The sequence below is a fragment of the Streptomyces sp. NPDC039465 genome (assembly GCF_055639315.1).
Map to the genome: position 1 here is coordinate 60,425 of NZ_JBVKAP010000006.1, position 13,144 is coordinate 73,568.

The 13,144-nt window shown below is 71.5% G+C and carries 10 protein-coding genes; all 10 read right to left on the bottom strand.

Annotated elements, in window-relative coordinates:
• Positions 1 to 128 precede the first annotated feature (128 nt).
• The 10 genes from ACZ7LT_RS20730 to ACZ7LT_RS20775 all read right to left on the bottom strand — a co-directional run bounded on the left by ACZ7LT_RS20730 (position 129) and on the right by ACZ7LT_RS20775 (position 13,127).
• Complete coding sequence (locus tag ACZ7LT_RS20730) at positions 129 to 2,219, bottom strand: phosphocholine-specific phospholipase C (RefSeq protein WP_471237526.1); 2,091 nt, start codon at positions 2,217 to 2,219, stop codon at positions 129 to 131.
• Positions 2,220 to 2,567: 348 nt separating this feature from the next.
• Positions 2,568 to 4,079 carry an Asp-tRNA(Asn)/Glu-tRNA(Gln) amidotransferase subunit GatB gene (gene gatB, locus ACZ7LT_RS20735; protein ID WP_471237527.1) on the bottom strand — a complete coding sequence of 504 codons (1,512 nt, stop codon included), beginning with the start codon at positions 4,077 to 4,079 and terminating at the stop codon, positions 2,568 to 2,570.
• Positions 4,080 to 4,095: 16 nt separating this feature from the next.
• A complete protein-coding gene (locus tag ACZ7LT_RS20740) occupies positions 4,096 to 4,329 on the bottom strand; it encodes a hypothetical protein (RefSeq protein ID WP_040875683.1) in 234 nt (77 codons plus the stop codon).
• A gap of 5 nt (positions 4,330 to 4,334) precedes the next feature.
• Positions 4,335 to 5,834: an Asp-tRNA(Asn)/Glu-tRNA(Gln) amidotransferase subunit GatA gene (gene gatA, locus ACZ7LT_RS20745; RefSeq protein ID WP_019889658.1), complete on the bottom strand. Its 1,500-nt coding sequence runs from the start codon at positions 5,832 to 5,834 to the stop codon at positions 4,335 to 4,337.
• A 4-nt stretch (positions 5,835 to 5,838) separates the two neighbouring features.
• Positions 5,839 to 6,135: an Asp-tRNA(Asn)/Glu-tRNA(Gln) amidotransferase subunit GatC gene (gene gatC / locus ACZ7LT_RS20750; RefSeq protein WP_019889657.1), complete on the bottom strand. Its 297-nt coding sequence runs from the start codon at positions 6,133 to 6,135 to the stop codon at positions 5,839 to 5,841.
• Positions 6,136 to 6,239: 104 nt separating this feature from the next.
• On the bottom strand, positions 6,240 to 8,348 hold the full coding sequence (locus ACZ7LT_RS20755; RefSeq protein WP_471237528.1) for a putative bifunctional diguanylate cyclase/phosphodiesterase: 2,109 nt from the start codon (positions 8,346 to 8,348) through the stop codon (positions 6,240 to 6,242).
• A 229-nt stretch (positions 8,349 to 8,577) separates the two neighbouring features.
• Positions 8,578 to 10,767 (bottom strand): NAD-dependent DNA ligase LigA, encoded by a 2,190-nt coding sequence (gene ligA / locus ACZ7LT_RS20760; RefSeq protein WP_471237529.1) that lies wholly within the window; start codon positions 10,765 to 10,767, stop codon positions 8,578 to 8,580.
• Between the two features lie 28 nt (positions 10,768 to 10,795).
• A complete protein-coding gene (locus tag ACZ7LT_RS20765) occupies positions 10,796 to 11,800 on the bottom strand; it encodes a methionine synthase (RefSeq protein WP_471237530.1) in 1,005 nt (334 codons plus the stop codon).
• Positions 11,801 to 11,869: 69 nt separating this feature from the next.
• On the bottom strand, positions 11,870 to 12,559 hold the full coding sequence (locus ACZ7LT_RS20770; protein ID WP_471237531.1) for an SDR family oxidoreductase: 690 nt from the start codon (positions 12,557 to 12,559) through the stop codon (positions 11,870 to 11,872).
• Between the two features lie 28 nt (positions 12,560 to 12,587).
• Positions 12,588 to 13,127, bottom strand: coding sequence for an LOG family protein (locus tag ACZ7LT_RS20775; RefSeq protein WP_471237532.1), 540 nt, complete (start codon positions 13,125 to 13,127; stop codon positions 12,588 to 12,590).
• Between the last annotated feature and the right edge of the window lie 17 nt (positions 13,128 to 13,144).

Consider the following 13,144-nt stretch of genomic DNA (forward strand, 5'->3'; position numbering starts at 1 on the left):
TGATCCTTTGCCCCTTTCGTGTCGATCCTCACAGCGGTGCGCGGAGGCCCGGGATGTCCGTCCCGGGCCTCCGCGCGCGGCGCCAGCCCACCCTGCTCTGTGCGATTCCGGCCGCGCGGCACCGCCGGTCAGCCGGAGACGCTCGCGCGCCCGTTCTCGACGTGACCCATCAGACGGCGGCGGAAGCCGTCGGCCGCCGTCACCTCGATGTCGTACCAGCCGTGGGCGTCGGCGGCGGAGTGCACGACCGTACGGCCGCGCCCCGGCTTGACCGTGACGGTACGGGTCCAGTCGGCGAGGTCGGCGTCGTCGACGTAGCCGAGCGGGCGGACCGTGAAGGTGACCGGCTCGCTGCCACTGTTGCGGAGCGAGAGGTGCACGTCACGGTCGTGGTGGTCAATGTGGGAGTGGAGCGCGGCGCCTGCGTCGCGGCGTCCCGCGAACTCGCGGCGGAAGCCGTTGGGGCCGGTGACCGTGAAGCGGTACCGCTCCCGGGTAAGGGGCACGGTCCATTGCGCCTTGCCCCTTACATCGCGGTGCTGGGGCTCGGTGAACTCACCCTCGTACGGGTAGAGCGCGAAGTGCGCGCTCGCCTTGCCGGTGTTGCGCAGCTCCAGGGTCATGACGCCGTCGGCGAGGGTGCCGTAGGCGTCCGGCTGGTACGGCAGCGGCCGCGCGGGGCGGGTGCCGGGCTCCTGGACGGGCATCTTCTGGACCAGCGGCGGCTGGGGCCGCCAGCGCCCGCTGAACGGCGGAACGGCGCCGGGCTGGTCGACCGGGGGCTGGCGGTGGCCGCGGCGGAAGTCGAAGGCGGAGGTGAGGTCACCGGTGACGGCACGCCGCCACGGGGTGATGTTGGGCTCCTCGATGCCGGTCCACTTCTCCAGGAACTGGATCACGGAGGTGTGGTCGAAGACCTCGGAGCAGACGTAGCCGCCGACCGACCAGGGCGAGACGACCAGCAGCGGGACGCGGATGCCGAGGCCGGTGGGCAGGCCCTGGTAGCGCTCGTCGGTGGTGCCGGCCGGCGGGACGGGCGGCGGTACGTGGTCGAAGAAGCCGTCGTTCTCGTCGTAGTTGATCAGTACGACGGTGTGCCGCCAGACATCCGGGTGGGAGCCGAGGGCGTCGAGGATCTTGTAGACGAGGGTGGCCGAGGCGATCGGCGAGGACGAGCCGGGGTGCTCGGAGTCGATCGCGGAGGGCACCAGGTAGGAGACCTCGGGCAGGGTGCCGGCGGCGACGTCCGCGCGGAAGGCGTCGGCGAGGGTGCCGGTCTCCACCCGGCGCAGCCCGCGCTCGAAGAGGGAGCGCTCGGCGTCGGTGAGGGTGGCGACGCCCTCCTCCAGCAGGGCGAGGAGTCGGGCCCGCTCGGCGGTGTCGGCGGTGTCGCGGACGGCGGCGTAGAAGGACTCCATGAAGGTGTGGCCGCCGGTGCGGGCCAGCGCCTTGCGGGCGATCTTCTTGAAGGATGTGAAGAACTCGATGTTGTTGTCGGTGAAGTTCTCCCACTCGGTGTACGTCTTCCAGCTCCGCCCGGCCGCCTCCAGACGCTCGGCGTAGGTGGGCCAGGGGTAGCCGGGGTGGGTGCCCTCGGCGTACGCGGCGTTGGTCACGGCCCTGCTGCCGTCGGCCTCGAAGCCCGTCCAGCCGGACCACAGATGGTTGCGGTTGGGGCTGGTGGAGGTGTGGATCGAGGAGTGGTAGGCGTCGCAGATGGTGAAGGTGTCCGCGAGCTCGTAGTGCAGCGGGATGTCCCGGCGGTCGTAGTACGCCATGGTCGCGGCGGTCTTGGCGGAGACCCAGCCGTCCATCCAGCCGCCGTGCCAGGCCTTGGCGCCGCCGCTCCAGGAGTGGTCGAGGTCGCCGATGTACTGGAGGTCCTTCTTCTGGGCCTCGGCGGCGGTACGGATGGGGAAGGGCAGGACGGTCCGGCCCAGCGCGGCGGGCTGTTCGAACACCGGCTTGCCGCTGGGGAGTTCGATGGCGTTGCGGTCACCGAAGCCGCGGACGCCGCGGAGGGTGCCGAAGTAGTGATCGAAGGAACGATTCTCCTGCATCAGCACGACGACGTGCCGGACGGCCGACATCCCACCGGCCGGCGGCCCCGCGGCGAGCGCGCTCTGCAGCGAGGGCGGCAGCAGCGACCCGGCCGCGGCGGCACCGAGGGCGCCTCCGCCCAGTGCGAGCAGCCTTCTGCGCGAAATCTCCGGTGACAAGCCCGACCTCCCAGTCGACGTCCAATGGTTCGCAGCCGAGCCATCCTTGGTACGGCCGGGACGGTAGTGAGGGCGGATGACGAGGGGAAGACCCGGCGGCGACACGCCAGTGAACGTCCAAGCGGCCCCCACGGAAGTCCAAGCGCCGCCTGGCGCCGGGGCGCCGGCGCGCGGGCCCCGGCGTCTGGGCCGGCCGCCCGCGCCTCCCGAACGGCTACGTCCGGGCCGAGCCGCCGACGCAGGGCCCACGGGCGCCGCCGCCCGCCCGGAACCGGCCGCGTCGGCCACACAAAAGGCGGCCCGCACCGGGGTTCCGGTGCGGGCCGCCTCGTACGCCTCCAGGGGCGGTCAGGCCTCGGTGACGCCCAGCTTCTCCAGGATCAGGTCCTTGACGCGGGCCGCGTCCGCCTGGCCCCGGGTCGCCTTCATGACCGCGCCGACCAGGGCGCCGACCGCGGCGACCTTGCCGCCGCGGATCTTGTCGGCGATGGCGGCGTTGCCCGCGATGGCCTCGTCCACGGCGGCGCCGAGCGCGCCCTCGTCGGAGACGACCTTCAGGCCGCGCTTCTCGACGACCGCGTCCGGGTCGCCTTCGCCGGCGAGGACACCCTCGATGACCTGGCGGGCCAGCTTGTCGGTGAGGTCACCGGAGGCGACCAGCTCGGTCACCCGGGCCACCTGCGCCGGGGTGATCGGCAGCTCGTCCAGGGCCCGGCTCGACTCGTTGGCGTTACGGGCCAGCTCGCCCATCCACCACTTGCGGGCCTGGTCGGCCGGGGCGCCCGCGTCGGTCGTCGCGACGATCAGGTCGACGGCGCCGGCGTTGAGGATCGACTGCATGTCCTGCTCGCCGATCCCCCACTCCTCGCGCAGCCGGTTGCGGCGCACCCGCGGCAGCTCGGGGAGCGAGCCACGCAGCTCCTCGACCCACTCGCGCGGCGGGGCGACGGGGACGAGGTCGGGCTCCGGGAAGTACCGGTAGTCCTCGGCGTTGTCCTTGATCCGGCCCGACGTGGTGGTGCCGTCGTCCTCGTGGAAGTGACGGGTCTCCTGCACGATCGTGCCGCCGGCGGTCAGGACGGCCGCGTGGCGCTGGATCTCGAAGCGCGCCGCCCGCTCCACGGAACGGAGCGAGTTGACGTTCTTCGTCTCGGAGCGGGTGCCGAAGACCTTGGTGCCGTGCGGGCGCAGCGACAGGTTCACGTCGCAGCGCATCTGGCCCTTGTCCATCCGGGCCTCGGAGACACCCAGCGCCCGGATGAGCTCGCGCAGCTCGGCGACGTACGCCTTGGCGACCTCGGGGGCGCGCTCGCCCGCTCCCTCGATCGGCTTGGTGACGATCTCGATGAGCGGGATACCGGCGCGGTTGTAGTCGAGCAGGGAGTGCGAGGCGCCGTGGATACGGCCGGTCGCGCCGCCGATGTGCGTCGACTTGCCGGTGTCCTCCTCCATGTGGGCGCGCTCGATCTCCACGCGGAAGATCTCGCCGTCCTCGAGCTGGACGTCCAGGTAGCCGTTGAAGGCGATTGGCTCGTCGTACTGCGAGGTCTGGAAGTTCTTCGGCATGTCCGGATAGAAGTAGTTCTTCCGGGCGAAACGGCACCACTCGGCGATCTCGCAGTTCAGCGCGAGACCGATCTTGATCGCCGACTCGACGCCGACGGCGTTGACCACCGGGAGGGAGCCGGGCAGGCCGAGACAGACGGGGCAGGTCTGCGCGTTCGGCTCGGCACCGAGCTCGGTGGAGCACCCGCAGAACATCTTCGTCTTCGTACCCAGTTCGACATGGACCTCAAGGCCCATGACGGGGTCGTACGCCGCGAGGGCCGCGTCGTACGACAGCAGTTCGGTGACGGTCACAGTGAGACTTTCCCTCTCAGCCCAGCAGGACGTCGTCGTCGCCCAGGCGCTTCAGCTCCCGGTAGAGGATCGCCAGGCCGGTAACGATGGCGGCAGCGGACACGGCGGCGTCGATCAGCCGCAGGGTGTCGTTGTCGTTGCGGGCAAGCTTGGCCTGCTTCGCGACGCTGATCGCGCCGAAGGCGGTGCTGGCCAGCGACACGTACACGCCGGTCTTGGACTTCTTGAAGTTCTTGGCCTTCTTTGCCATGGCGTTCACAGCGACGGAGCCTCCTCAAGCAGCGGGTGACCCCACTTTTCCACGAAGGCGGCCTCGACGGCGGCGCCGACCTTGTACAGCCGGTCGTCCTTCATGGCGGGGGCGATGATCTGCAGTCCGACCGGCAGGCCGTCCTCGGGCGCCAGCCCGCAGGGCAGCGACATGGCGGCGTTGCCGGCCAGGTTGGTCGGAATGGTGCACAGGTCGGCCAGGTACATCGCCATCGGGTCGTCGGCGCGCTCGCCGATCGGGAAGGCGGTGGTCGGGGTCGTCGGGGAGACGATCACGTCGACCTGCTCGAAGGCGCGCTCGAATTCCTGGGTGATGAGCGTACGGACCTTCTGGGCCGAGCCGTAGTACGCGTCGTAGTAGCCGGAGCTGAGCGCGTACGTACCGAGGATGATGCGGCGCTTGACCTCGTCGCCGAAGCCGGCCTCACGGGTGAGGGCGGTGACCTCCTCGGCCGACTTCGTGCCGTCGTCGCCGACCCGCAGGCCGTAGCGCATGGCGTCGAAGCGGGCGAGGTTGGAGGAGCACTCCGAGGGGGCGATCAGGTAGTACGCGGAGAGCGCCAGGTCGAAGGAGGGGCAGTCGAGCTCGACGATCTCGGCGCCGAGCTCCTTGAGGAGCTCGACGGACTCGTCGAAGCGCTGCACCACACCGGCCTGGTAGCCCTCGCCGCGGAACTGCTTGACGACGCCGACGCGCATCCCCGCGACCGAGCCGTTGCGGGCGGCCTCGACGACCGGCGGGACCGGGGCGTCGATGGAGGTGGAGTCGAGCGGGTCGTGGCCGGCGATGACCTCGTGCAGGAGGGCGGCGTCCAGGACCGTACGGGCGCAGGGGCCGCCCTGGTCGAGGCTGGAGCTGAAGGCCACCATGCCGTAGCGGGACACGCCGCCGTAGGTCGGCTTGACGCCGACGGTGCCGGTGACGGCGGCGGGCTGGCGGATGGAGCCGCCGGTGTCCGTGCCGATGGCGAGCGGGGCCTCGTACGAGGCGAGGGCGGCGGAGGAGCCGCCGCCGGAGCCGCCGGGGATCCGGGTGAGGTCCCAGGGGTTGCCAGTGGGGCCGTAGGCGCTGTTCTCGGTGGAGGACCCCATGGCGAACTCGTCCATGTTGGTCTTGCCGAGGATGACGACGTCGGCTTCCTTCAGCTTGCGCGTCAGGGTGGCGTCGTACGGCGGGAGCCAGCCTTCGAGGATCTTCGAACCGACGGTCGTGGGCACGCCCACGGTGGTGAAGATGTCCTTCAGGGCGAGCGGGACACCGGCGAGCGGGCCCAGCTTCTCGCCGGCCGCGCGCTTGGCGTCGACGGCACGGGCCTGGGCGAGGGCGCCCTCGCGGTCGACGTGGAGGAAGGCGTTGACCTTCTCGTCGACGGCGTCGATCCGGGCGAGGTGGGCCTCGGTGACCTCGACGGCCGTGAGCTCGCCGGAGGCGATCTTCTCGGCGATCTCGGCGGCGGTGAGCTTGATGATGGTGCTGTCCGTCATGTGATTAGTCCTCCCCCAGGATCTGCGGCACCTTGAAACGCTGCTGCTCCTGGGCCGGGGCGCCGGAGAGCGCCTGCTCGGGGGTGAGCGACGGACGGACCTCGTCCGCGCGCATGACGTTGGTCAGCGGCAGCGGGTGGGAGGTCGGCGGGACGTCTTGGTCGGCGACCTCGGAGACGCGGGCGACCGCGCCGATGATGTCGTCGAGCTGACCGGCGAAGTGATCGAGCTCGGAGCCGGACAGCTCAAGGCGCGCCAGCCGTGCGAGGTGGAGTACCTCCTCGCGCGTGATGCCAGGCATGCAGCGATCCTCTGGGGTTGGTGTTTTTGGGCTTTGAGCCCAATCCTATGGGGCCCGGCCGCATGACCGTGAAACGGTTTGCCCGGGCGCCCCGCCCGAGGGTGTCACTGCACGACCTGGTCAGCCTCCGCCGGGTCCGCGGCCGCGAGCTCCGAGGGGCGGTGCCAGCCGCGTTCGCCGCGGGCGCGGAGCCAGGCGGTCGTCTCGTCCGGGGGCATCGCCGCGGCGACGAGCCAGCCCTGGACGGCGTCGCAGCCGAGATCGCGCAGGCGCTCCCAGGTCTCGTCGTCCTCGACGCCCTCTGCGACGACCAGGAGGCCCAGGGAGTGGGCCAGGTCGACGGTGCAGCGGACGATCTCGGCGTCCTCGGTGTCGACGGCGAGCCGGGCCACGAAGGAGCGGTCGATCTTGAGCTCGCTGACCGGGAGGCGGCGCAGGTGGACCAGGGAGGAGTAGCCCGTGCCGAAGTCGTCCAGGGACATCTTGACGCCGTGGCCGGTGAGCCCGGCCATGGTGTCGGCGGCGCGCTGGGGGTCCTCCAGGAGGACGTGTTCCGTTATCTCCAGCTGGAGCGAGCCGGCCGGGACGCCGTGCCGGGCGAGCCGCGCCGCGACGGCCCCGGCGAAGCCGGGGGTGTGGACGTCGCGGGGCGAGACGTTCACGGCGACGGGGACGAAGAGGCCCTGTGCCCGCCAGCGGGCCACCTGGGCGAGGGCGGTCTCCAGGACGTACTCGGTGAGGTGCGGCATCAGCCCGGAGGACTCGGCGATGGCGATGAACTCGTCGGGAGGGACCCGGCCGCGCTCGGGGTGCACCCAGCGCACGAGCGCCTCCAGACCGGCGACGTGGCCGTCGAAGCCGACCTTGGGCTGGTAGTGGAGCTCGACCTCGCCCGCGTCGAGCGCGCGGCGCAGGTCGCCGAGGAGGCCGAGGCGGTCGGGGGTGTTGGAGTCGCGCTTGGACTCGTAGACCTCGACGCCGGTGCGGTCACGCTTCGCCTGGTACATCGCCACGTCGGCGCGGCGCAGCAGACCCTCCGCGTCGAGGGCGTGGTCGGGGAAGACGGCGACACCGGCGCTGGCCTCGAGGACGAGGGTCAGCCCGTCGAGGTCGAGGGGCGAGGAGAGCTCGGCGACGAGGTGGCGGGCGACGCGCTGGGCGCTGGTGGTGGAATCCGCGGTGGGCAGGAGTACGGCGAACTCGTCGCCGCCGAGGCGGGCGGCCTCCGCGCCCCGGGGCAGGGCGAGGCGCAGCCGCTCGGCTATCTGGAGCAGCAGGCGGTCGCCCGCGAGGTGCCCGAGGGTGTCGTTGACCGATCGGAAGCGATCGAGGTCGATCAGGACGAGGGCGGAGCGGGCTCCGTCCCCTTCGGCCTGCTCCAGCGCCGTCCAGGTCCGCTCCAGGAGCCACTGACGGTTGGGCAGGCCGGTGAGCGGGTCGCGCAGCTGCTCCTCGGCGCGGGCCCGGGCTATCCAGAGCGTGGAGTCCAGGGCGATCAGGGGCACGGCGAAAAGCGGCAGCAGGATCGGCACGGACATGGCGACCACGCAGATCAGCGGGGCGATGCCGAGCAGGGCGACGGCCACCAGGCCTTGGCGGAGCAGGGCCGTCCGGGCGACGGTGGGCAGCCTGCCGCCCTGGGGGGTGAGGGCGCACCACAGCAGCAGCCGGGTGACGGCGAGGTAGGCGAAGGCCGCGAGGACCACCTCGGGGACGGCGTCCCAGCCCCACGCCCCGGGCCGCCAGGGCTCCTCCACGGTGGGTACGTCTCCGAAGGCGGCGAGTATCAGCGCCGCGCCGCCTATGCCGAGGACGTCCGTGGCGCCGTGCAGCAGGCCCTGGCGCCAGCGGTGCCGGCGGGCGGCGCCGACCAGGACGACGACGGCGAGGCTGACGAGTCCGGCGGGCACCCAGCCGTACAGCAGCAGGACGGCGAGGGTGAGGGCGGCGCCGGAGCCGGTGCCGCCCCACCAGCGGTCCCGGCCGAGGGCGACGAGGTGGCCGGCGATGAGGCCGGTGAGGACGGCGAGGGACCAGCCTTCGGCGCCGCTCGGGAAGAGGGCGTGGCCCTCGCTCACGGCTCGGTAGATTCCGGTGCCGAGCAGGATGGCGGCGACGCCCAGCATGACGCCGGGCAGTCCGGACGTGATGCCCACGATGGCCGCGCGACCACGCGGCCGGGAGACCGGTGCGGCACTCTCGGTCGGTTTCATTCCCGTCCCTCTCACAGCCGGCGGTGCCGATGCCACGTGATGGCCCGTTGTCATGCCACCACGGCGGAAATCCCACCACGCAGCCGTGCATGACAGGCGCACGTCTCAACAGTAGGCCGCGGAAGGCTTCGACGGGCAGCGCTCTACAGGTCTTGCCCGAATGCGACCCGGCCACCCGTATCCATCTGGTATGCGCTGAACGGGTGATACCCGCTCAGCGCCCAGAACCTCACCCGGCGATGGGGAGTGCCGCCTCGCGAGCGGCGTCCGGACCCTGTTCGAGCAGGACCGCGAAGCCGTTCTCGTCCAGAACCGGAACCTTCAGCTGCATGGCTTTGTCGTACTTGGAACCGGGGTTGTCACCGACAACTACGAAGGACGTCTTCTTCGAAACGGAACCGGTCACCTTCGCTCCGCGGCTCTGCAGCGCCTCTTTTGCGCCATCCCGGGTGTGGTTCTCCAGAGTGCCGGTCACGACGACCGTGAGCCCCTCCAGTGGACGCGGTCCCTCGTCCTCGCCGGTGCCCTCCTCCTCCATCCGGACCCCGGCGGCACGCCACTTGCGCAGGATCTCGCGGTGCCAGTCCTCGGCGAACCATTCCTTGACCGCCGTGGCGATGATGCCGGCGACGCCGTCGACGGCCGCGAGCTCCGCCTCGGTGGCCTGCTCGATCCGCTCGATCGAGCGGAACTCCCGGGCCAGCGCCTGGGCGGCGACCGGGCCGACATGGCGGATCGACAGGCCGTTGATGATCCGGGCGAGCGGGCGCTGCCGGGCCGCCGAGATGTTCTCCAGCATCGCCAGGGCGTTCTTCTTCGGCTCGCCCTTCTGGTTGGCGAAGACGGTGACGACCTTCTCCTCGCCCGTCTTCGGGTCGCGCTTGGGCAGCCCGCTGTCCGCGTCCAGGACGTACGCCTTGATCGGCAGCAGCTGTTCGATCGTCAGGTCGAAGAGGTCGCCCTCGTCGACCAGCGGCGGCTCCGCCGGCTCCAGCGGCCGGGTGAGCGCCGCGGCCGCCACCGCGCCGAACGCCTCGATGTCCAGGCACTCGCGCCCGGCGAGATAGAAGAGACGTTCACGCAACTGCGCGGGGCAGGTGCGGGCGTTGGGGCAACGGATGTCGATGTCGCCCTCCTTCATGGCCCGCAGCGGTGTCCCGCACTCGGGGCACTCGGTCGGCATCACGAACTCCCGCTCGCTGCCGTCCCGCAGGTCCGCCACCGGACCGAGGATCTCCGGGATCACGTCACCTGCCTTGCGCAGGACGACGGTGTCGCCGATGAGCACGCCCTTGGCCTTGACCACCTCCTGGTTGTGGAGGGTGGCGAACTCGACCTCGGACCCGGCCACGGTCACCGGCTCCACTTGCGCGTACGGCGTGACACGGCCCGTGCGGCCCACGCCCACGCGGATGTTCACCAGCTTGGTGTTGACCTCCTCCGGCGGGTACTTCCAGGCGATCGCCCAGCGCGGCGCGCGCGCCGTGGAGCCGAGCCGCCCCTGGAGCGGGATCTCGTCGAGCTTGACGACGACGCCGTCGATCTCGTGCTCCACCGAGTGGCGGTTCTCGCCGTAGTGGGCGATGAACTCCCGGACCTCGTCGAGCGAGCCGACGACCTTGTTGTGCCCCGCCGTGGGCAGACCCCACTCCCTGAGCAGTCCGTACGCCTCCGAGAGCCGGGTGATCCGCAGGCCCTCGCGGGCGCCGATGCCGTGCACCACCATCCGCAGCGGCAGCGTCGCGGTGACCTTGGGGTCCTTCTGGCGCAGTGAACCGGAGGCGGAGTTACGGGGGTTGGCGTAGGGCTGCTCGCCCGCCTCCACCCGGCGCTTGTTGAGCTCCTCGAACTTCTCCATCGGGAAGTAGACCTCGCCGCGGATCTCGACGAGGTCCGGGATGCGGTCGCCGCGCAGCCGGTCCGGGATCCCCTTGATGGTCCGGGCGTTGGGGGTGATGTCCTCGCCGGTCCGGCCGTCGCCGCGGGTCGCGGCCCGGGTCAGCCGCCCCTTCTCGTACGTGAGGTTGACCGCGAGGCCGTCGACCTTGAGCTCGCACAGGAAGTGGTAGTCGGGGGTGTTGACGTCCCGGGCCACCCGCTCGGCCCAGGCGGCCAGCTCCGCGTCGTCGAAGGCGTTGTCCAGCGAGAGCATCCGCTCGCGGTGGTCGACGGCGGTGAACTCGGTCTCGTACGCCCCGGCGACCTTCTGGGTCGGCGAATCGGGCGTGCGCAGCTCCGGATATTCGTCCTCCAGGCCTTCCAGGGTGCGCAGCAGCTTGTCGAAGTCCGCGTCGCTGATGACCGGCTGGTCCTTCACGTAGTACCGGAAGCGGTGCTCCTCGACCTGCTCGGCCAGCTGCGCGTGCTTCTCCCGTGCCTCCGTCGGCACCGGCATGTCCGCGCTCTGCTCGACAGCCACCGTCTCGTCCTCCCGTTACTTCAGCCCGTTACTCAGGGTTGTCCGCGAGCGATCTGGCCGCTCGCACGCAGTGCGCGAGGGCCGCCCGGGCATAGGCGGGCGAAGCACCCGCCAGCCCGCACGTGGGCGTGATCACCAGGGATTCGGCGAGAGTCCCCGGATTCAGCCCCAGCCTGCGCCACAGCGTTCTGACACCCATGACGCTACCGGCAGGGTCTGACAATGCCGTGTCGGTGGAGGGCACGACGCCCGCGAAGAGCTTCGTACCGGCCTCGACGGCCTCTCCGATCGACTCCTCGTCACGCTCGGTGAGCAGGCCGAAGTCGAACGAGACGCCGGCAACGCCGGCCCGGCGCAGCAGCGCGAAGGGGACGTCCGGGGCGCAGCTGTGGACGGTCACCGGCCCGTCCGCCGCGCCGATCACCTCCCGCAGGGCGCTCTCCACGACCTGCCGGTCGACGGCCCGGTAGGTGCGGTAGCCGCTGGCCGTGCGGACCTGGCCGCGCAGGACGGCGGTGAGGGAGGGCTCGTCGAGCTGGAGCAGGATCCGGGCGCCGGGCATCCGCCTGCGGACGTCGGCGAGGTGGTCGCGCAGCCCCTCGGCGAGGGATCCGACGAGGTCCCGGCAGGCGCCGGCGTCACCGAGCGCGGCCTCGCCGCCGCGCAGCTCCAGCGCGGCGGCGAGCGTCCACGGGCCGACGGCCTGCACCTTGAGCGGGCCCTCATAGCCCTGGGTGAACTCCTCCAGGGCGTCGAGGTCCTCGCGGAGCCAGGACCTCGCGCGGCGGGTGTCCCGGCCGGGCCGGTCGCTGACCCGCCAGCCGCTGGGCTCCACATGCGCGTACATCTCGACGAGCAGCCCGATGGTCCGCCCGATCATGTCGGCGCCGGGCCCGCGGGCGGGCAGCTCCGGGAGGTACGGGAAGTCCTCGAAGGACCCGGTCACGGTCTTGGCGGCCTCCCGGGCGTCGCCGCCGGGCATCGATCCGACGCCGGTGGCGGGGCCCCAGCCGAACTCGTTCTTGTCGCTCACGCAGGAAGCGTACGTGCCGGTGCGGCGTGGGTGTCGGGCCGTCCGCGGCCGGGGCCCAGGGAGAGGGTGTCAGCGGCCCGGACGGACCGTCATGTCGTTGATCTCCGCGTCGCGCGGGAGGTCGATCGCCGTGAGGATCGCGGTGGCGACGGACTCCGGGTCGATCCAGCGGGAGGGGTCGTACTCCTTGCCCTCCTGGGAGTGCACCTTGGCCTGCATGGGGCTGGCCGTGCGGCCCGGGTAGACGGAGGTGACCCGGACGCCGTTGCCGTGCTCCTCGTGGCGGAGGGAGTCGGCGAGGGCCTTGAGGCCGTGCTTGGCGGCGGCGTAGGCGCCCCACTCCGCGTGGGCGTTGAGACCGGCGCCGGAGTTCACGAAGAGGACATGGCCCTGGGCCGCCCGCAGTTGCGGGAGGAAGAGGCGGGTCAGCTCGGCGGGCGCGATCAGGTTGGTGTTCAGCTGCTGGTGCCAGGTCTTGGGGCGCAGCTCGGCCACCGGGCCCAGGTCCACGATGCCGGCGATGTGCAGCAGGGAGTCCAGGCGGTCCGGCATCGGCTGGTGGCCGAGCGCCCAGGAGATGCGGTCGGGGTCGGCCAGGTCGGCGACGAGCGTACGGGCGCCGGGGTGGGCGGCCGCCAGTTCCCTGGCGCGTCCGGCGTCGCGCGCGAGCAGGACCAGGTCGTCGCCGCGCTCGTGGAGGCGGCGCGCGACGGCCGCGCCGATGCCGGAGCCCGCGCCGGTGATCAGATGGGTAGCCATGGGCACCATGCTCGCATCACCCGCGGGATCACTGGACGCCCGCGTTCTCCTCCAGGTAGGCGAGGGCCGAGACGCCGTCCTCGGCGAAGAAGACCAGGTCGGTCAGGGGCACCGGCAGGAAGCCCTCGGTCTCCATACGGCGGAACTGCTCCTTGAGCCCGTCGTAGAACCCGGCGGTGTTGAGCAGCACGACGGGCTTGGTGGTCCGGCCGTGCTTCTTCAGCTCCAGGATCTCCGTGGCCTCGTCGAGGGTGCCGGTGCCACCGACCATGATCACGATCGCGTCCGACTTCGCCAGGAGCTGCGCCTTGCGCTCGGCGAGGTCCTTCGTGATCACCATCTCGTCGGCGCCCGGCCGCGCCTTGTGGGCCAGGAAGTCCACGGAGACCCCGATGAGCCGGCCGCCCGCCTCCTGCACACCGTCGGCGACGACCTTCATCAGGCCCACGTCGGAGCCGCCCCAGACCAGGGCGTGGCCGCCCTTGCCGAGGAGTTCGGCGAACTCGCGGGCGGGGGTGGTGTAGCGCTCGTCGAGATCGGCCGCGGAGAGGAAGACGCAGATGTTCATGGCCCCTACCGTAGGCC